The organism is Bacteroidales bacterium (genome assembly GCA_013314715.1).
Lineage (GTDB): Bacteria > Bacteroidota > Bacteroidia > Bacteroidales > GWA2-32-17 > Ch61.
In genome coordinates this window covers 18,766-40,771 of the sequence record JABUFC010000031.1, presented here as the reverse complement: position 1 = coordinate 40,771, position 22,006 = coordinate 18,766, and the positions used below count along the sequence as shown (strand labels likewise).

At 33.9% G+C, this 22,006-nt stretch carries 16 protein-coding genes; 11 read left to right on the top strand and 5 right to left on the bottom strand.

Going from position 1 to position 22,006, the window contains the following annotated elements; translation table 11 throughout:
* Positions 1-82 precede the first annotated feature (82 nt).
* Positions 83-499, bottom strand: coding sequence for an NINE protein (locus HPY79_08445; GenBank protein ID NSW45828.1), 417 nt, complete (start codon positions 497-499; stop codon positions 83-85).
* A 238-nt stretch (positions 500-737) separates the two neighbouring features.
* Here HPY79_08445 and HPY79_08440 point away from each other — a divergent pair, with 238 nt between their 5' ends.
* From HPY79_08440 to queG, 4 genes are all read left to right on the top strand, one after another.
* Positions 738-1,877, top strand: a complete 1,140-nt coding sequence (locus HPY79_08440) for an iron-containing alcohol dehydrogenase (protein NSW45827.1) — start codon at positions 738-740, stop codon at positions 1,875-1,877.
* An 80-nt stretch (positions 1,878-1,957) separates the two neighbouring features.
* On the top strand, positions 1,958-3,355 hold the full coding sequence (locus tag HPY79_08435; GenBank protein NSW45826.1) for a bifunctional UDP-3-O-[3-hydroxymyristoyl] N-acetylglucosamine deacetylase/3-hydroxyacyl-ACP dehydratase: 1,398 nt from the start codon (positions 1,958-1,960) through the stop codon (positions 3,353-3,355).
* 18 nt (positions 3,356-3,373) lie between these two features.
* Entirely contained in the window at positions 3,374-4,174 is an 801-nt protein-coding gene (lpxA, locus tag HPY79_08430) for an acyl-ACP--UDP-N-acetylglucosamine O-acyltransferase (GenBank protein ID NSW45825.1), read from the top strand.
* Between the two features lie 4 nt (positions 4,175-4,178).
* Positions 4,179-5,111, top strand: coding sequence for a tRNA epoxyqueuosine(34) reductase QueG (gene queG, locus HPY79_08425; GenBank protein NSW45824.1), 933 nt, complete (start codon positions 4,179-4,181; stop codon positions 5,109-5,111).
* Here queG and HPY79_08420 read toward each other — a convergent pair.
* Complete coding sequence (locus HPY79_08420; protein ID NSW45823.1) at positions 5,108-6,775, bottom strand: glycosyltransferase family 39 protein; 1,668 nt, start codon at positions 6,773-6,775, stop codon at positions 5,108-5,110. The two genes, queG and HPY79_08420, sit on opposite strands and share 4 nt — an antisense overlap.
* 168 nt (positions 6,776-6,943) lie before the next feature.
* Between HPY79_08420 and HPY79_08415 the strand changes: the two genes are divergently transcribed.
* The 7 genes from HPY79_08415 to HPY79_08385 all read left to right on the top strand — a co-directional run bounded on the left by HPY79_08415 (position 6,944) and on the right by HPY79_08385 (position 19,113).
* Entirely contained in the window at positions 6,944-7,813 is an 870-nt protein-coding gene (locus HPY79_08415; GenBank protein ID NSW45822.1) for a T9SS type A sorting domain-containing protein, read from the top strand.
* A 225-nt stretch (positions 7,814-8,038) separates the two neighbouring features.
* A complete protein-coding gene (locus tag HPY79_08410) occupies positions 8,039-11,674 on the top strand; it encodes a carboxypeptidase-like regulatory domain-containing protein (GenBank protein NSW45821.1) in 3,636 nt (1,211 codons plus the stop codon).
* Positions 11,675-11,698: 24 nt separating this feature from the next.
* A complete protein-coding gene (locus tag HPY79_08405) occupies positions 11,699-15,892 on the top strand; it encodes a T9SS type A sorting domain-containing protein (GenBank protein NSW45820.1) in 4,194 nt (1,397 codons plus the stop codon).
* A gap of 27 nt (positions 15,893-15,919) precedes the next feature.
* On the top strand, positions 15,920-17,029 hold the full coding sequence (locus HPY79_08400; protein NSW45819.1) for a PorV/PorQ family protein: 1,110 nt from the start codon (positions 15,920-15,922) through the stop codon (positions 17,027-17,029).
* Between the two features lie 83 nt (positions 17,030-17,112).
* The gene (gene greA, locus HPY79_08395; protein NSW45818.1) at positions 17,113-17,586 is read left to right on the top strand and encodes a transcription elongation factor GreA; all 474 of its coding nucleotides are present in this window, start codon (positions 17,113-17,115) and stop codon (positions 17,584-17,586) included.
* Position 17,587: 1 nt separating this feature from the next.
* Positions 17,588-17,989 carry an HIT family protein gene (locus HPY79_08390; GenBank protein ID NSW45817.1) on the top strand — a complete coding sequence of 134 codons (402 nt, stop codon included), beginning with the start codon at positions 17,588-17,590 and terminating at the stop codon, positions 17,987-17,989.
* A gap of 71 nt (positions 17,990-18,060) precedes the next feature.
* Complete coding sequence (locus tag HPY79_08385) at positions 18,061-19,113, top strand: T9SS type A sorting domain-containing protein (protein ID NSW45816.1); 1,053 nt, start codon at positions 18,061-18,063, stop codon at positions 19,111-19,113.
* 82 nt (positions 19,114-19,195) lie between these two features.
* Here HPY79_08385 and HPY79_08380 read toward each other — a convergent pair whose 3' ends face one another.
* From HPY79_08380 to galE, 3 genes are read right to left on the bottom strand one after another with little or no spacing between them, the layout of a single operon-like run.
* Positions 19,196-19,894: a capsular biosynthesis protein gene (locus HPY79_08380; GenBank protein NSW45815.1), complete on the bottom strand. Its 699-nt coding sequence runs from the start codon at positions 19,892-19,894 to the stop codon at positions 19,196-19,198.
* A complete protein-coding gene (gene rfbB, locus HPY79_08375) occupies positions 19,894-20,955 on the bottom strand; it encodes a dTDP-glucose 4,6-dehydratase (protein NSW45814.1) in 1,062 nt (353 codons plus the stop codon). Before rfbB ends, HPY79_08380 begins: the two co-directional genes overlap by 1 nt.
* A 22-nt stretch (positions 20,956-20,977) precedes the next feature.
* Positions 20,978-22,006: a UDP-glucose 4-epimerase GalE gene (gene galE, locus HPY79_08370; GenBank protein ID NSW45813.1), complete on the bottom strand. Its 1,029-nt coding sequence runs from the start codon at positions 22,004-22,006 to the stop codon at positions 20,978-20,980.

The following is a 22,006-nucleotide window of genomic DNA, read 5'->3' as shown; positions in this document are numbered from 1 at the left end:
TCATATTTCCTGATTTTTCTAATTTCATAACGCTAAAATAACCATTATTTCTGGAATTTTAAATAAAAACATCAATAAGTTATTAACAATCACATATTTGCATGTTAATAGCCTTGCAAAGGACTCCCTTTTTCTTGTTCCCTAAATAAAAGCTATGAATGCCAAGGAATCCTAAAAAGAAGCAGAGTAAAAGTGCAACAATTTGTTCGCCTCCACCTCCTTTGTTTTTATGCGATTGTGCATAAAAAGCTAAGGCTTTCGCATTTTGTTTTAATGCTTTGATGGCTTCGCTTTTGTTTATTTGCTTTGCTTCTACATTAGCCTCCGTTTTTGAAGGGTTAGCTTTGTGAGCAAAGGCGGTTTGTGTAGTGATCACCAAATGTTCTTCGGCTTTTTGATGGAAAATAGGCTGAGCGTTGGCTTCGGTCATTGGTTCGCTTTGTACTTCAGCAACAGTGTTGTTAATAGCTACAGCAGGACTGGCTTTCTTTTCAACCATTGTTCCTTTGGTATTTTTATTAGAGCCATTATTTACATAAAAACCTGGACGATAATGACGTTTTTCAATGCTGCACGATGTTTGAAGCAACAAGGCTATCGAAACACCAAAAAATAAAAAAATAGATAGTTTTTTCATAAGCATAAGTTTTAACAATTTACAATACTTTATACTAAAGTAATAATACAAAAGTTTCGTTTTATTAGAAAAAGAATTTCTAATTTTAAAAAAAATATTTATGGAAACATTTATAGCCTATAATCCTACCAAATTGTTTTTTGGAAAGCAAAGTATAGAATATTTATCGAAGCATTTGCCACGAATTGGGCAAAAGGCTTTATTAGTTTTTGGTGGTAAGTCTGCAAAAGCGAATGGAGCTTATGATGATGTGATAGCTCAATTAATAAAAGCCCAGATTCGTTTTGTTGAATTTTGGGGTATAAAACCTAATCCTCGTGTTGAAGAAGTGCGAGAAGCAATTGCCTTGGGGATTAAAGAAAAAGTAGATATGGTAATAGCTGTCGGAGGAGGCAGTGTTATTGATTCTGCCAAAATAATAGCCTTGTGCATTCCAAAGAATAACGACCCTTGGAATGTAATGAAAGGTAAAGAAAAACCAACACATGCTTTGCCCATTATCACCGTTTTAACATTAGCGGCAACCGGTTCAGAAATGAATCCTTTTGCTGTTTTACAAAATAACGAAACTAACGAAAAACTTGGTTTTGGTTCGCCTTTTACTTATCCAACTATATCTATTTGCGACCCAACTTACACCTTAACTGTATCTAAAGAATATACTGCTTATGGTTTAGCCGATATTGTTGCCCACTTGTTAGAAGCTTATTTTGGCGATGGTAATGCTCTGCTTTCTGACCGTTTTGTGATAAGTGTATTAAAAGAAGTTAGCCAAATAGCAGAGCTACTCTTAAGCGATTTGCAAAATTATGAATTACGTGAACGCATGATGTGGGCATCTACCTGTGCTTTAAATGGGATTACATTTCATGGTAGAAAGTCGGGCGATTGGGGTGTTCACGACGTAGCTCATCATTTATCGGTATTATTTGATATTCCTCATGGTGCCAGTCTTTCTGTTGTTTATCCTGCTTGGTTAAAATTGCATCGTCGTAAATTAAATCAGCGGATAATATGGCTTGGAAATGAATGGTGGGGTATAAAAACAACTTCAAAAACGATTAAGCAAATAGAAGACTTTTTCCTAGCAATAAATTGCCCGATTCGATTTAATGATTTAAATTTAGATCTAAATCAGCAAAAAACATTTGAATCGCTTTTAATGAAAAATAAACCTACAGGTATGATACATCGACTAACCAGAGCACAATTAAGAAAAATGATGCATTTTATGAAATAATAGATTATATGTAAAATTTGTTTTGAAAATCAATATGATTAACCTATCTTTGTGCCACTTTTTTAAAAAATTTTATCATGATAGGAAAAATGCAGCGAACTGTAAAAATGCCCGTTTCTTTTTCTGGAAATGGTTTGCATACAGGTTCTATATGTAACATTACTCTTAAACCTGCTCCAGTAAATCATGGCATTATTTTTCAGCGTGTAGATATAGATGGTAACCCTATTATAAAATGTCATGTCGATAATGTAAGCCATACCTCACGTGGAACTTCGTTGACCGAAAATGGAGTAACGGTTCATACGGTTGAACATTTATTAAGTGCAATTTATGGCTCGGAAATAGACAATCTGCTTATTGAAATATCGGGCGAAGAAGTCCCCATTATGGATGGAAGTTCTATTGCATTCGTAAATGGAATTGAAAATGTTGGAATATTCGAACAAGACGAACCTAAAACTTTTTTTGAGATAAAACAACCTATAAATTTTACTTTTGCCGATACAGGTAGCGAATTTATAGCTTTGCCCGATGATGAATTTAATGCTACTGTTTTAATTGATTATCCGTCTGAGATTGTAAACAATCAGTATGCAACTTTAACTTCTTTACCTTTTTACAAAACGGAATTAGCTTCTTGTAGAACATTTGTTTTTTTACATGAACTAGAATATTTAGCTCAAAATGGTTTGGTAAAAGGAGGCGATCTTAATAATGCTATTGTAGTAGTTGACAAAAAATTAACCAAAGAAGAGGTTAATAAAATAGCTGATGTTTTAAACAAACCTCATCTTGAATATGAACCCGAGTTAGGACTTTTAAACAACACTTCATTACATTTTTCGAACGAATTAGCACGACATAAACTACTCGATTTTATTGGCGACATATCGTTAGTGGGAATGCCTATCAAGGGAAAGATATTTGCCAAAAAACCAGGGCATAAAGCCAATGTTGAATTTGCTAAATATCTTACGCAAATTATTCGTAAAGAAAAAAACAAACCAGCATTACCAATTATTGATATTTATGCCAAACCTATAATGGATATTGCCGAAATTCAAAAACGCTTACCCCATCGCTATCCCTTTTTATTAGTTGATAAAATATTGAAAATAGACGAAAATAGTGTTATAGGGTTAAAAAATGTAACTTATAACGAAGGTTTTTTTGTTGGTCATTTTCCTAATGAGCCTGTTATGCCCGGAGTACTTATTGTTGAAGCAATGGCACAAGTAGGTGGTATATTAGTGTTAAATTCCGTTCCAGATCCAGAAAATTATGCTACTTACTTTTTAAGAATAGAACAAGTTCGTTTTAAGAAAAAAGTAATTCCAGGTGATACATTGGTTTTCAAGTTAGAGTTGATGAGTCCTGTTCGTCGTGGTATTGCTACTATGAAAGGGACTGCTTTTGTCGGTGAAACTGTTGTTACCGAAGGTTTATTAACGGCACAAATTGCAAAAAAAGAATAATTATAATTTCATAATAGTATGAAGCAACCATTAGCATATATTCATCCTGAAGCAAAAATTGCTGATAACGTAATTATCGATCCCTTTGTTACTATTGAAAAAAATGTAGAAATAGGCGAGGGAACTTGGATAGGTTCGAATGCTGTAATTATGGAGGGTGCACGTATCGGTAAAAATTGCAAAATATACCCGGGTGCAGTTATTTCAGCAGTACCACAAGATCTAAAGTTTACCGGCGAAAATACTGTAGCTATAATTGGCGACAATACCATGATAAGAGAATTTGTAACCATCAATCGTGGTACCAAAGCCAGTTATAAAACAGTAGTTGGTAGTAATTGTTTGCTTATGGCTTATGTTCATGTTGCACACGATTGTATAGTCGGAAATAATTGTATTTTAGCCAATAATACCACTTTGGCCGGACATGTTGAAATTGAAGATTTTGCAAATTTAGGCGGATTAGTAGCTGTTCACCAATTTGTAAAAATAGGAGCTCATTGCTATATTTCGGGAGGTAGTTTAGTTCGAAAAGATGTGCCACCTTTTGTAAAGGCTGCTCGTGAACCATTGAGTTATGTAGGAGTTAATTCTATTGGTTTAAGACGAAGAAATTATACCAACGAACAAATTCAACAAATTCAAGAAATTTATCGTTATTTGTATTTACGTAATCTAAATATTTCGCAAGCACTCGAATATATTGAGAAAGAATTGCCCGTATCGAAAGAACGTGATGATATTATTATGTTCATTCGCAATTCAACACGTGGAATAATGAGGGGCTATATGGCAGGAAGATCTAACGGTGAGTTTTAGTTTCATGGAAAAAACTCAATGGACGAGGCTTATTAAGCAAAAAGCACTCTCGTTGGGTTTTAATGCAATTGGTATTGCTCAACCAGAGTTAAAAGAATTTGATAAGGCAGCACTTGAGTTATATTTAAAAAATGGTTATCATGCTTCGTTACATTATCTGAAAAATACAATTGAACAACGTCGTGATATTCAACTTTTATTTCCAGGAACAAAATCAATTATTATTGTTTTAGCCTTCTATCTTCCAGAAATAAAAACAAATTACTCAAAATTTAAAATTGCTTACTATACTTTTTCAAACGATTATCATTATATAGTTAAATCGAAATTAGCCGAATTGCTTAATTATATCAAAGCTAATATATCCAATAATATAGATGGAAATATTTTTTGCGATACATCTCCTATATTTGAAAAATCGTATGCGGTTTCGGCTGGATTAGGGTGGATTGGTAAGCATGGGCTTTTAATTCATCCCGAATTGGGGTCATGGGTGGTTATAGGTGGTATTGCGCTAAATGTGGAGCTTGAATATGATCGTGCGTTAAATTTGCAATGCCCAACCAATTGTAATATTTGTATAAATTCTTGTCCAACTAACGCTATTGTTGAACCTAAAATAATTAATGCGGCTAAATGTGTTTCATACTTAACACTAGAAAATAAAGACCCTCAATTGCCCCATAAAAACTCTACTTATTATATTGCCGGATGTGATATCTGTCAATTAGTCTGTCCATTTAATAAACGTGTTAGTGCTCAGCAAAATTATTTTTTTAAGCTTCAACCACATGTCTATTGGACAAATGACGAATGGCTTACCATTACAACAGGACGTTTTAAGAAATTTTTATCTAAAACTCCTATTAGTAGAATAGGTTTAAGAGCATTAAGGAGAAATATTGATGCAGTAAAAAATAATCTTTTTGAAAATTAATAAAAAGAAGAATGATTTAATTTTTTCATTTCTGAAGTTATTTGTTCTTCTAGTAAAACAATTTTACGCTCATCCATTTTTAAATTTCGAGATTGCTTCAAACTTTCGATGGCTTGCTGGTAATAATGAAGTCTAAATTCTATTAAAGCCTTATTAAACCAACCCTCAGCAAAATTGGGTTGTAAAATTACACAACTGGTTATGTCTATTAAAGCTTCGTTGGGTTTATTTAGTTTGATTAAGGTTAAGGCCCGGTTGCTATAAGCTTTAAAATTGCTCGAATCGCAGCGAATTGCTTCTGAAAAGTAATAATAAGCACTGTCAAATTGATTTAAATGAACATAAGCTAAGCCTAGATTTATATTTAAATTGGAATTGTCCGATTTTAATTTTAATGCTTGTTTAAAATCTTGAATAGCAAGTTTATATTTATGTTCTTTTAAAAAGAGACGACCTCTGTTGCCCCAACCCGAAATAACTTGAGGGTATTGTTTAATTAAATAACTATAAAAGTGTTTACTATTCTGCCATTGTGAGCTATAATAATAAGTAGAAATAAATAATATTAAAAGAAAGGCAAAGTAAGTATATTTTAAAAAGGGTCTGTTAGCTTTTTGTTCTATAATACTCCATGCTACAACAGATAATCCTATGAGAGGCAATATCATATGACGGTCGGCTGCTATATAGTTTCCATAAGGAATAGAAAAAAACTTTAACAATGGGAAAATACTAATTATATAAAATGCAATACCTGCTATAAAAAGACGATTCGTTTTAAAATATTTTAATAATAAGAATAAAATCAAAATAAACAATAAAGGAAAATACCAATAAGATGCAGTTGGATTTTGTGGATACGGGTAAAATGGTGAAAAATTAAAGGGGATAAAAGTTTTATAGATATAAAAAAAGATATTACGAAAGCCACTAAAAAAATAATCGCTAAATTGGTGAGGATGGGTTCTAACAAAGTTTTCTGGAACATGAAAATAAAACATAAAAAACAAAAAAATAGTTCCTATAACTAAGTATGGTATTTTTTCAAAAAATAAATATTTATTAAATGACCTTTGTTTTATATAATCAACAATAAATAGTAATCCCACTAGCGGTAAGCCTTGCGATTTTGATAATAAGCTTAAAATGAAAAAAAAGCAACTAATGCCAATATATTTCCGTTTTGGCTCTTCAATATACCTTATATAATATATAAGCGACGGTAAAAGAAAAAACATAAAAAGTAAATTTTTACGCTCAGAAATCCAAACAATCGATTCCACATTAAAAGGATGAATAGCATAAAAAAGCGTTACAAATAAAGTTGCCTTTAAGTTTTTTAATAGTTTTAAAATAAAAACGAAAAGAAATAAAACAATTCCAATATATAAGATAAGGTTTGTAAGTCTAAAATAAATGGGCTTTCCATGCCCCAATGAATAATCAACTGAAAGGCTTATGAGTGTTAAAGGATGGTAATGGTTGTCGAAGCTTTGTGTAAAATATGAAATAAGATGATTGATGTTAAGTTGTTGAATAATTGGATGATGCGTATAAGAATAATTAGCATTGTCCCAATAAAGCAAATGTGGAAAATGTAATGTATGTGCATACAATACTATAACTATAATCGCTATGAATGTAAACCACTTTTTGGGTATCATTTATTTTAATAATTTAAATTCAAAAGTAGAGTAATTTTTTCAATTCAAGACTAATCAAAAAAAAAAAATAACAATTGAATAAATATTAAAAAAATTCAAACTAATATTTGCATAAATCAATAAAACGGTATATATTTGAAACCAGTTTAACCATAAAACTATATGCTTATGAAAAAATTTTTACTTTTTGTTTCTGCATGCTTTATTAGCATGAATTTCTTAATGGCTCAGCCAACTATTCCAAATAATGGCTTTGAGCAATGGACCGATACTATTACACCCAATAGTTGGGGAACAACAAATCTAAATTTAGGTTTTTTTTCATATGCTCCAGTTACTCAAACAACCGATAAACATACGGGGTCATATGCAATGAAATTAAAAACCATAAATGCCTCATTATTAGGATTATTGCCGGGTATTGCGGTAACAGGAAACATAGACTTACTGGGAGGTTCTGGTATAACTGGTGGAGTTCCAATGACCGTAAAACCCGAATCTTTTTCAGGTTGGTTTAAATACAATAGTGTGAATGGCGATACCATGGTTATTGCAGTTATTATGACCAAATGGAATGGAACTTCGCGCGATACTATAGGCATGGCAGGAGTTATGACCAATCAATCGGTTACCGATTATACACCATTTAATCAACCCATTCAATATGATCCACCTACAGTTGTGCCCGATACTTTTCAAGTTATTTGTGTTTCTTCTGCCGGCTATGCACCACAAGAAAATTCAACACTATATGTTGATGATTTAAGTTTTGTTGGAACTTTAGGCGAAAAAATGCCACTAGCCATGTTTATGCAAAAGGTATATCCCAATCCTTCTGATGGTTTATTTAATTTAACTTTAGGCGATCAAAGCGTATATACCGTTAAAGTATATAATATGATGGGACAAAAAATATACGAAAGAGATAATGTAGTTCATCAACAATTAATCGACCTTAAAGGGTATTCTAAAGGAATTTATTATATCGAAGTAAATAATGGTGAATATAGACGTTCGCATAAAGTTACTATCGAATAATGGTTTAAAAATAATCAATAATTTAAAAGAGGCTGTTTTTTCGAGACAGCCTCTTTTTTTATATAATTAATAAAATATGAATTTGCAACATTTTTTATGAAAACTTTTGTCTTAAAAAAAAAATCATAGTTGTTGATTTAAATAAAAATATTTATATTTGAACGCTTGTTAAAAGGTGTTAAATAAACGTAAAATAATTGTTAAATAAATAATAATCAAATTATTATGTTGCGAAGGTTAGTTATAGTTTGTTTTGGTTTGCTGGTTTCGGCTACCATTTTTGCACAATCTGGAACTTTACAAGGTAAAGTGATTGATGCTACCACGGGTGAGGCAATTGCATTTGCTAACGTTTCTATCGAAGCAAATGGTCAAGTAATTACTGGTGGTATGACCGATTTTGATGGAAAGTTTGTAATTAAACCTATTCCTGCTGGAACTTATGATGTTAAAGCATCATATGTGGGGTATCATCCTTTACAATATAGGGGTGTGAAAATTATGGCTGGTAAAATTACATTCCAAGATTTTCGAATCTCGCCTGCTGTTCAACAACTGCAAGAAGTAGAAGTTAAAGAATATAAAGTTCCTTTAATTAGCAAAGACCAAACCCAATCGGGCGGTAGTGTTACCGATAAAGAAATAGCCAAAATGCCCGGACGTTCGGCAGAAGCCGTAGCAACCACCGTAGGGGGAGTATATAGCGAACGTGGTGAAGTGGGGAGTATTCGTGGTGCTCGTGCCGAAGCTACCGTATACATTATAGATGGTGTTAAGGTTCGTGGTACTACAGCATTACCTAAATCAGCAACAGCACAGGTTGACGTTATTATGGGTGGGATCCCTGCTAAATATGGCGACGTAACGGGCGGTATTATTAGTATTACAACTAAGGAACCTTCGCGTGAAACACATGGATCAGTAGAATTATCAACATCAAAATTTCTTGACCCTTATGGCTATTATTTAGCTGAAGGTTCAATTACAGGACCTTTATTCTCAAAAAAATATAAAGATCCCTACGATTCTACCAAAACGAAAAAAGATGTAAAAGCCGGTTATTTTTTAACAGCTTCTTTTAATTACGAAAAAGATAATGCTCCTTCGGTTATTGGTATTTGGAAAGCCAAAGATGGAGTTGTCGATGATCTTTTAGCCAATCCTTATAGAACCAACGAAACAGGATTCGGTACATTATTAAATGCTGAATTTTTAGGTAGTGATAAATTCGAAAAGGTTAAAGCACGCTCCGATGTATCGCAAAAACAAATGATGTTACAAGGTAAGGTAGATTTTAAGTTATCTAAAAATGTAAGTTTAACGGTGGGTGCTACCTACGATCATCAGCAAAATCGTTTGTTTAGTTACGCTAATACCTTATTTAATTCAAATAACAATGGCGAAGCAATCGACAATACCTTACGAGGATTTGTACGTTTTACACAAAAGTTCCAAAGTGCTGACGAAAAAGAAAATGCTACTGCACTTATTAAAAATGCCTATTATCAGTTACAATTAGACTATAATTATTTCAACGAAATTGTACAAGACCCTCGTCATAAAGATCAATTATTTAATTATGGGTATGTTGGTAAATTTACAACTACACAAGTCCGTTCTTATTCATATACCGATACGGTTCCCGGATACTCTTCTGGAGTTTGGCAACACGATGGTTTCAGAGATTTAAGATATTCATTTACTCCTTCCGATATTAACCCCGACTTAGCCGCTTATACTTCTTACTATTATTCATTGTACGATCCGATGAGCTTTATGTACTCAAATTCAGTATTGGTTGAGGCTGGTGGTGGCTTATTAAATGGACAAGCACCTCGAAGTGTTTATGGACTTTACACATCGCCAGGAACTCCATATAATCAATATTATAAACTTAATCAAACACAATATCGTGTTTCTGCCAATGGCTCTGCCGACGTGAAAGATCATGAAATATCATTAGGTTTCGAATTTGAACAACGCGATGACCGTTATTTTGGTGTTAGTCCCATGGCCTTATGGACATATGGACGAGCATTTACCAATGCACACATACTAGAGTTAGACAAAGCGAATCCTCACCCTGTATACGATGCCAATGGAGTATTTCAAGATACAATATGGTACGATCGTCTTTATTCTGCTGCTACTCAATATCAATTCGACCAAAAACTCCGCGAAGCATTAGGAATGCCTATCAATGGTACCAATTGGATTGATTTTGACTCTTACGATCCATCTATTTATAAAATCGATTTTTTCAGCGCTGATGAGTTATTAAATAATGGTAATATCCTTGTTACTTATTACGGCTTCGATGCTCATGGTAAAAAATTATCAGGCAAACCTACCTTAAACGATTTCTTTACCAAAAAAGATGAAAATGGTCGTTATTTACGCGAAATACCTTCATTCCAACCTATTTATGGTGCTGCCTATATACAAGATAAATTTGCTTTTAACGACCTTATATTTAATATAGGTGTTCGCGTTGACCGTTTTGATGCAAACCAAATGGTATTAAAAGACCCATTCTCATTATATGAAACTAAAAAATTAAGCGAAGTATCAGGTAGTTTAAATCCTAATGGAGCACACCCAGGCAATATGCCTTCAGATGCAGTTGTTTACGCCGACGATGTGGCCAATCCATCAAAAATTACTGGATATAGGGTAGGAACTAATATACAAGATGCTAAATGGTACGATGCTAATGGTACTCAAGTTAACGACCCATCGTTAATATCTTCAGCAAATGGCATGGCACCTATATTAGCCGACCCACAAGCAGGTATGACCGTTAAAGCCTTTAAGGACTATGAACCTCAAATCAATGTAATGCCACGTGTTGCATTCTCGTTTCCAATTTCTGACGTTGCTTTGTTCTTCGCTCATTACGATATTCTTACCAAACGTCCAAGTGGCTATGTGCGTATGAACCCTATCGAATACCTATACATTATACAACAAGGTTCTGATGCTATTAACAATCCTGACTTAAAAACAGAAAAAACCATCGATTATGAGTTAGGGTTCCAACAAAAATTATCCAATACTTCATCATTAAAATTATCAGTATTTTATCGCGAAATGCGTGATATGATACAAGTACAATATGTAAATGGAGCTTATCCTGTTCGATATATGACATATACGAATATCGACTTTGGAACCGTAAAAGGATTAACCGTTGGTTATGATTTACGTAGAACAGGTAATGTTACTTTACGTATTAATTATACATTGCAATTTGCTAATGGTACTGGTTCAAATGCCGAAACAAGTAAAGCACTTATCCAAACAGGACAACCAAACCTAAGAGCTACCATTCCACTTGATTTTGACCAACGTCATGCTATTAGCGGAAACTTAGATTATCGCTTTGCCAGTGGCCCTGCATACAATGGACCAAAATGGTTTGGTATGGACTTCTTACAAAATACAGGTGCTAACTTTACAATTAATTATGGAACCGGAAGTCCCTATAGCAAACGCGATTTAAATACGGGTTATTTAGTAGGATCGCTTAATGGTGCTCGCAAACCAGCACGCTTAACCATTAATGCTCGCTTTGATAAAGATATTGAAATTAAATATGGAGCTGAAAAAAATAAAACTGCTGGACTCAATGTTTATCTAGAAATCAATAATTTATTAAACAATAAAGGTATTCTTAATGTTTACGAAACCACTGGTAATGCAAACGATGATGGATATTTATCTAACGCAAAAAATCAAGTAACAATTAATTCACAAGTTGACCCAACTGCATACAGAAATTATTATACTATGTATATTAATTATCCATATAACTATTCGTTTGCACGCACTATTCGTTTAGGTGTTTTATTTAGTTTTTAATTTTAGAAATAAAAAGATATAAATATGAGACATAGTAAAAAAATTCAAGTCTTTTTTGTAGCAAGCATGCTTTTGAGCACATATACGTTTGCCTACAAATATATTGGAGGTGCAAAAAATAGCGAAGGCGAAAAGTCGGTTGTTGCTGGATGTGTTACACCGGGTGGACGTACTATTTTTGAATATAATAATGTCCGCACCATGATTTTTACAGGTGGCGACATGTGGTGGGATTTATTGGATAATCCCTTTTATGAAGTACCTAAGTTTAGCGGAAAACATGCTTTGTTTGCAGGAGCCATTTGGATTGGAGGTACAGACGTGAATGGTCAATTGCGTGTAGCCGCTGCACGATACAGACAAGTTGGTCAAGATTATTTTACAGGACCTTTGAAAGCTTTTGGTAATGATAAAGGAAATACATCTGCCGAAATGTGTACACGTTACGATAAACATTTTCCTGTTACCAAAGATGAAGTTGTTCGTTTCCGCTCATGGTGGAGAGCTGTACGCGATAATAATCAACAATTATTACAAGATGTCTTTGCAGGGTATGAAGTACCCGATAATATTAAAAATTGGCCAGGCAATAATACAGAACCTGATTATATGCCTACCTTAGCTCCTTTCTGGGATGAAAACGGCGACGGCGTTTATAATTACGAAGATGGCGATTATCCATTTTACGATCTTGATAAAATTGTTCCTTGTGGAACTACACCCGATAAACGTCGCCCACGCCTCTATGGCGATGCTACATTATGGTGGGTATATAACGATCGTGGTAATATTCATACAGAGTCAAAAGGTGCTAGTGTTGGTATGGAAATTCAAGCACAATATTTTGCATTTGCTACCAACGACGAATTAAATAATATGACCTTTGGAAATTATGCACTTATCAATCGTTCAACTTATACCTTACAAGATACCTACTTTGGTGTATGGACTGATGCTGATTTAGGTGACCATTCAGACGACTATGTTGGAACTGATGTAAACAGAGGTTTAGGTTATCTGTATAATGGTGACGAACAAGATGGTGATGGTAATGGAAAAACTTATGGAACACAACCTCCAGCTGTAGGAGTTGACTTTTTTGAAGGTCCTTACCAAGACCCTGATGGAATTGATAATGCTAGCAACTGGTATAAAAATCCTTCAACTGGTAAAAAGCAACTTGATTGTAATAGAGCACCCATAACCGAAGGAAGTATAAATGGTTTGAATTTCGAAGATGGTGTGGTTGACGATGAACGTTGGGGAATGAGAAGATTTTTATATTTTAATAATCAAGCCAGTGGTCCTATGTCCGACCCTTCTACTGCGGTTGAATATTATCGTTATTTAAGAGGTTATTGGAAAGACGGTTCGCGTATGACCTATGGAGGAACAGGTTATGGTGGTACTACTCCTGCTGATTTTATGTTTCCCGATGATACCGATCCCTGCTATTGGGGAACAGGTGGTGTTCAAGTACCTGTATGGTCAGAACAATCTGAAAACAATACACCTGCTGACCGCCGTTTTGTACAATCTGCTGGACCATTTACATTATTACCAGGAGCAACAAATGATATTACTGTGGGTATGGTATGGGCACGCGCTAATCAGGGAGGCGCATGGGCTTCGGTAGGAGAAGTTAAACGCGCTGACGATAAAGCACAACGTTTGTTCGAAGTATGTTTTAAAATTGTTGATGCCCCTCATGCACCCGAATTACAAATAGTTGAGTTAGATAGAGAGTTAATTTTCCATATTTACAACATAAAAGGTTCAAATAATAACTTAAAAACAAGCGAAGATTACGTTGAAGAAGATCCATTTATTGTATGCCCTACTGATAACCCAAATTGCGATACCAAATACCGATTCCAAGGTTATCAAGTATTCCAATTAAAAGATCAATCATGTTCAGTAAATGACATTAACGATGTAACTAAAGCTCGTTTAGTATTCCAATGCGATATTAAAGATAGCGTTTCACGAATTGTTAATTTTGAATACGATAATCAAATTGGTTATTCTGTTCCTAAAGTAAAAGTTGAAGGTGCAGATGCTGGTATTCAACATACTTTTAGATTAACAGATGATGCTTTTGCTACAGGCGATAAACGTTTAGTAAATCATAAAACATACTATTATGTTGCTATCGCTTATGCATATAATAATTATAAAACCTACGATCCTAACGATCCAAATAAACTTGATGGTCAAAAATTACCATATTTGCCCAGTCGTTCGGGTTATGGAAAACCTATTCAAACCTATTCGGCTATGCCACATATCTCAAATCCTGCTAATAATGGAACCATACTTAATGCCACATATGGATATGGTCCTAAAATAATACAATTAGATGGACATGGAAACGGTAATAATGAATTAAAACTTACCGATAATACTATTAATAGAATACTTACTTCGCCATTACATAAAACAGATAGTGTTGAATATGAAAATAATTACGGTCCTATTGCTATTAAAGTAGTTGACCCCTTGAATGTTAAACCCAACGATTTTATTCTTAAATTTTTACCCGATTCAACTACCATTAATACTAACGATAATAGCATAACAAAAACAAGATGGATGATTTACAAAGTTAATAATGCTACAAAAGGCGATACCGTATATTCAGAATCTGCCATCGATATTCAAAATGAACAACTTATTCCCAAATGGGGTATTTCAGTAACCATAACACAAGTGCCATGGCCATTAAAAGATGATGCTAAATCATTCCAGAACGGTTATATTAACAGCAGTATAAGTTACGAAAACCCCATGGAACGTTGGGTAAACTTTATACCTGATGTAGATGGTTGCGACTTCCCCAATTGGATTCGTTCTGGTACTGTAAGCGATGCTAACGATGTAAGCTGTAATGATTATGCTTCAACATCATCTACACCAGATTCTAAGGGTTTTTACGAAAAAGTTGTAGAAGGCACATGGGCACCCTATGCTCTAACTATGAAAGATTCAAAACCTGCTTCTAATGCAAGCATACAAACAAAAGGAATGCAATTCTATAAACGCGTAGATTCTCAGGTTTCTACTAGTAAACACAGGTTGTCGAGTATAATGGTTGTTATTACCAAAGATAAATCGAAATGGAGTCGTTGTCCTGTTATTGAAACCGCCGATTTAGATTTAGCATCGGGTAACTATGCGGCAGGAATTAGCGAAGGAGGAGCTAAAAAATTTGAATTACGCCGCCATCCTTCAGTTGATAAAGAAGGAAGGACTAATAATATTGGCGATAGCACTAATGCTAATTATTCAAATTATATATCATCAACAGGTATGGGATGGTTCCCCGGATATGCTATCGATATGGAAACAGGCGAACGCTTAAACATTGTTTTTGGTGAAAACTCACGTTATGCATCACAAAATGGTACTGATATGATATGGAACCCCACTGCTGAATATGCTAGCAATATTTATTTCCAAACCGGCGATTTAAATGGATTATTTATCGGAGGACAGCACTATATCTGGGTATTTGGTCATAACGATAAACCATCCAATAGTACCACATACGTTGATACTATGCCAAGATACGATGAAGGAAGATACTTAATTCGCAAACTCAAACAAATTCAAAGCTTTAGTGGTTCTCAATATGAAACAAGAATGTCTATGGTATGGAATAATGCAATGTGGGTATCTGTTCCTTTACTCAATTCTGAATTAGTAAAACCCAGTAATAATAACGATCCTTATTGGTTTATTAAAGGCGATGTTAAAATTCATATTTCAGTTGCCAACCCATATCAAAAGAAAACAAACGAACTGTTAACGACCACCGACCCCAATAACGGTTATCCCATGTATTACTTCTCATTAAAAGACGTAAGCCCTATTACTAATGACAATGCTACTGCAAAAAATGCACTCGATTTAATTAAAGTAGTACCTAATCCATACTATGGTTATAGTGGTTATGAAACTTCGCAAGTTGATAATAAAGTTAGAATAACAAACTTGCCACAAAAATGTACTATTAGTATATACAATGTGAGCGGAACATTAATTCGTCGCTTTAAAAAAGACAGCCCTGTTTCTTATCAGGATTGGGATTTGAAAAATGAATATAATATAACCATAGCAAGTGGTATGTACATTGTTCATATTGATGCGCCTGGTATAGGTGAAAAAGTTATTAAATGGTTTGGTGCATTACGTCCCATCGATTTAAATAATTTCTAATAGAAAATAATGAAAAAGATGAGCTATATGAAAAAGCAAATAGTTATTGGAGTTTTAGTAATATTGGGAATAACATTTACTCAATATACTAAAGCAGGTAATGAACAGCGTGCTGGTCAAGCTGGTGCAAGCGAATTGTTAATTAATCCTTGGGCTAGAAGTACAGGATGGGGAGGGGCCAACACAGGTGGTGCCAAAGGATTAGAAGCACTTAGCCTAAACGTTGCCGGAACAGCATTTACCAAAAAAACAGAATTAATTTTCTCACATACAAATTGGCTAGCCGGAACCGGTATTAATATCAATGCTTTTGGATTATCGCAAAAAGTTGGCGAAACCGGAGTATTAAGCCTGTCATTTATGAATATGGATTTTGGCGAAATTGATATTACAACCTACGACCTTCCCGAAGGTGGCATTGGTACATTCCATCCATCCTATACTATAATTGGATTAGCTTATGCTAAAGAATTTTCAAATAGTATTTATGGCGGATTAAATGTAAAGGTAATAAACGAAAAGATTGCTAACCTTGCAGCCAATGGGGTATGTGTAGATGCAGGTATTCAATATCTCACAGGTTTAGGTGTTAATAAATTAGGTAAAAAAATTCGAGACAATTTGCATTTAGGTATATCACTCAAAAACTGGGGTCCCACCATGCGTTATAGTGGCGATGGGTTATCGTTTAGATCGAATGTGCCACCTAATGATGTAGTTATGACGGTATTATCGCGTTCGGCCGACTTCGAACTACCTGCTTTAATAACCATTGGAGCGACATTCGATTTTCATTTAGGAACCAAAGTTGATACCGTAGCTTCCAAAATATCAAGCGACTATCGGTTATCTATTGCTGGTAATTTTACGTCAAACTCATTTACAAAAGATCAAATACATGGCGGAATAGAGTTTGCATTTAAAGAAATGATTATGATACGAGGTGGCTATATCTACGAAAAAGGCATATTCGATTATGATACTCGTACTACCGCATTTACAGGTCCTACAGCAGGAGTATCCATTCAGATACCCATGAACAAAGAAAAAGGAAGTACTTTTTCGATTGATTATTCGTATAGAGCAACAAACCCATTTAACGGAGTACATTCTATTGGAGCAAAAGTAACGTTGTAATAATATTTTTTTATATATTTGCATTAAAAAGGGTTCTTCTTGAAAAAGAAGAATTCTTTTTTTCTATTAAAATCGAAACTCTTATGAACAAAGTATTTTATTTATCTGAAGAAGGCTATAAAAAATTAAAAGAAGAATTAGAATATCTTAAAACTGTTGAACGCCCGCGAATTTCTGCTATGATAGCTGAAGCCCGCGATAAAGGCGACTTATCCGAAAATGCCGAATACGATGCTGCCAAAGAAGCACAAGGAATGCTCGAATTAAAAATAGCAAAACTCGAAGAAACACTCAATAATAGTAGAATTCTTGATGACTCAAAAATAGATAATAGCAAAGTACAAATTTTATCTAAAGTTAAAATACGCAACTTATCCAATAAAATGGAAGTTGAATATACCATTGTCTCTGAGAGCGAAGCAAACTTGAAGGAAGGAAAAATTTCTATAAATACACCGATTGCAAAAGGAATATTAGGAAAATCGGTAGGCGATATTGTAGAAGTTCAGGTTCCAAATGGCAAAGTAAAATTTGAAATACTAGAAATATCGAGATAATATGAGCAGTATTTTTTCAAAAATTGTTGTAGGTGAAATTCCATGCTATAAAGTTGCAGAGAGCGAAAAGTTTATGGCATTTTTAGATATTAATCCTCTTGCTAAAGGCCATACACTCGTTATTCCTAAACAAGAAATCGATTATATATTTGATATACCCGATAATATGTTGGGCGAAATGATCATTTTTGCTAAACAGGTAGCAAAGGCTATCGAAAAGGCAGTACCATGTAAACGTATTGGAATTGCTGTTATAGGCTTAGAAGTTCCTCATGCTCATATACATCTAATACCTATCAATCATGTCGAAGATATTAATTTTTCGCATGAAAAATTAAAACTTAGTCCAAGTGAATTGAATGAAGTGTGCGAAAAAATTAAAAAAGAGTTTACAAAAATATAACTCCAAAATATCTAATATTATCAATATTCGTTGTATATTTGTTGTTCAAAACTAATAAAATGTATTTAATTATGAGAAAATTTTACAAATCTTTATTTTTAGTGGCATTATTAGCCATAAGTCAAATTTCGTTTGGTCAGTTTTACGATGGTTTTACAGGTACAGGAAACATTGGTGGTAATTGTACTACAATAGGAGCTACACCCGATTGCGAAAGCAATGGATGGTATACTCATAGTGGTACTAATGGTACTATCGATATTATTGCAGGTAGTTTGTCATATAACGGCTTACAAGCATCTACTGGCAATAAAATTTACATTATTGGCAATAACACACAACTTTCGAGAGATGTTAACCATCCCGTTACTATTTCAGGCAATGTTGCTTACTATTCAGCTATTATTAATGTTTTAGATAGCACAAATTTGCATGAAACCAACGTGAATTATTTTATGCATTTTGCAACTACAAGTGGAAATTCGAATGTAACTGTTTTCCCTGCTCGTTTAGGAATAAAAAAAGGCAGTACACCAGGTACTTTTAATCTTGCTGTTTCTAATCTAAATGTTGCTGTTAATGCATATACTGTAAGCACGGTAGATTTGCCTTTTAATACACCCGTTTTTGCTGTTGTAAAATATGACATTTCTGCAAATACAGCATATTTATGGGTAAACCCAACTGATTTAGGGCAAAATGAACCAACAGGTTTTGTGTCAAATAATGCTTCTACTTCTACAGCATCGGCAATTGCAGCCATATGCATTAGAAATGGTTGGGATAATACCAATACGTGTGGAACTCCTAAAGCAGAAATTGACGAAATTAGAGTGGGAACAACTTGGGCTTCGGTAACTCCAACTCCACAAAGTGTAAATGAAAATAGTTTTATGCAAGCAAGCTTATATCCAAATCCTGCAAAAGATTTTATAATGATTTCTGCTAATGAAAATATTGCCAATGTGAAAATTTACGATATGCAAGGTAAAGTAGTAAAACAACTAGCATTATCAGCAGAGCAAGAAATTAAAATAGATGTAAAAGATTTAACAAATGGTATTTATTCGGTTGTGGCTTTAAGCAATAATGGTAAAGTATTCAATTCTAAGTTTGTAAAATAAAGTTATTTTTTCTAATAATTATAAAAGGCGATTCTGTTTTTTGAATCGCCTTTTTATTTTATTATAAGTTATAAAAATCTTACTATAAAGTTTCATTAAGTAACAAGTTTGATTCTAATAGTTTATTATAATATGGAGTGCTTGTTTTTAATGTTGCTATTATGGTAGGATTCTTAATAGAGTGGCTATCACTTCCACAAAAATCAATTAATTTTTGATCTACTAAATACTCAGCATGACATCGCAATTCTTTTGATACAGTAGGAGAAAGCGATATAAGGTTTAATTGAAATTTAACACCCATTTCTTTTAACTTATGGTATTTTTCTTTAAAATTATAAAAATAAATATAACGCTCAGGATGCGCCAAAACTGGAATATAACCCGAATCGAAAATAGTTTTAATATCGTCCCATAATGTTTTACTACAAATAAAAGGTGATAATTCGATTAGAACATATTGCTTACCAAATGTTAACAATTCTTTAGCTTTTACTTGTTGAATAAAAAGATCGTCGAGATAATATTCAGAGGCAACTTTTATATCTATTGGAATACGATGAATAGAAAGGGCAACGTTCACTTTATTTAAGGCTTCATATATTTTTTCGGGTGGATTATGAAACCATCCTTTTTGATTGTGAGGAGTAGTAATAAGTTTTTTATATCCTAAATGATGCATCATTTTACAAATTTCGATGGTTTCGCTAATACTTTTAGCTCCATCGTCTAAACATGGTAAAATGTGCGAATGTATATCTGTTGTTATGTTTTGCAACATTATCGTTGAAAATATTGTTTTTGATAATATTTTTCGTATTCTCCGGTAATTACGTTTTGAAGCCAATCTTCGTTATTTAGGTACCAATCAACAGTAATGTGAAGCCCGGTTTCAAAGTCAACTTGCTGTTGCCATCCTAATTCTTGTTTTAATTTGCTACAATCAATGGCATAACGTAAATCATGTCCGGCTCTATCTTTTACAAACGTAATGAGTTTTTCAGAAGTACCTTTGGGGCGTTGTAGTTTAAAATCGAGTATTTCGCAAAGTTTTTTTACAAGTTGAATATTTTGCCATTCATTTTCGCCACCAATATTATAGGTCTCGCCTGTTTTACCTTTATTAAAAATTAAATCAATAGCTCGTGCATGATCTTCTACAAATAGCCAGTCGCGAATGTTTTCACCTTTACCATACACTGGCAGGGGTTTGTTGTTTTTAATGTTGTTAATCATAAGTGGAATAAGCTTTTCAGGAAATTGGTAGGGACCATAGTTATTTGAACAATTTGAAATAATGATAGGTAATCCATAGGTGTGAAAATATGCCCTAACTATATGGTCGCTGCTTGCTTTGCTTGCAGAATAGGGACTACGTGGATCGTAGGGTGTGGTTTCTTTAAAATAACCTTCATTGCCTAATGAGCCATATACTTCGTCGGTGCTAATATGATAAAAAAGTTTATTATTAAATTGATTGTGCCAGTAATGTTTTGCAGCATTTAAAAGTGTAACGGTACCTACAATGTTGGTTTGTATAAATTCCATAGGGTTAGCAATGGAGCGATCGACATGCGACTCGGCAGCTAAATGTATTACACCATCGATGTTATATTGTTCAAAAATACGTTGAATTAAGTTGGTGTCGCAAATATCGCCTTTAATAAAGGTATAGTTTGGTTTATGTTCAATATCTTTAATGTTTTCGAGATTACCGGCATAGGTCAATTTATCGAGGTTAAATATATGCCAGTTAGGGTATTTATTGACGAATAATCGTACTACATGGGAGCCAATAAAACCTGCTCCACCGGTTATTAGTATATTTCTTTGGGTTTGCATGTTTATTTATTAAATTATATCATTATTGTATTCCACGATACCTTTTTTCCCAATTCCAAGCATCACGAAGTGCATCTTCGAGTGTAAATTCTGCCTTCCAATGAAGCATTTTATTCGCTTTAGACGGATCAGCCCAAATTTTTTCGACATCGCCTTCGCGTCGTTCATCTATAATGTATTTTAGTTTTATGTTGTTTACTTTTTCGAATGTTTGAACGACTTCGAGAACAGAATTTCCTTGTCCTGTTCCTATGTTAAAGATTTCGCAATCGCTTTCGTTTTCTGACTTTAATAAGCGGTTGAGTGCCGCAATATGAGCTTTTGCTAAGTCAACTACATGAATATAATCGCGAATACAAGTGCCATCGGGCGTGTCGTAATCGTCGCCATAAATTCTTAATACATCGCGAATACCAGCTGCTGTTTGGGTAATGTAGGGGACTAAATTATTAGGAATGCCAATAGGAAGTTCACCAATTAAACCAGATGGGTGGGCTCCAATGGGGTTGAAATAGCGTAATAATGAGGCTTTAATAATTTCAGAAGCTTTAGCAGTTTCTTGAATAATTTCTTCGGCAATTTGTTTTGTGTTGCCATAGGGCGAAATAGCTGGTTTAATAGGAGCATTTTCTTTTATTGGTAATTTATCAGGTTCGCCATATACCGTACACGAAGATGAAAAGGCTAAATAAGGGATTTGATATTCTACCATGTTTTCGAGTACGTGAATAAGCGATAATAAGTTATTTTTATAGTATAACAGGGGTTTGGTTACCGATTCGCCAACTGCTTTAAGGGCAGCAAAATGAATAACGGCATCTAAATCGTGATGAAGTTCAAAATAATTATCTACATCGGTTTTGAGCGTTAGATCGAGTTTTGTAAAATGAGGTTCAATACCAGTAATATTTTTTATGCCTTGCAATACAGAACTATGCGAATTTGAAAAATTATCTACAATAAAAACTTCGTATCCTTGCTGTATAAGCTCTACTGCTGTGTGTGAGCCAATATAACCGGTGCCTCCTGTGATTAAGATTTTTTTTCCCAT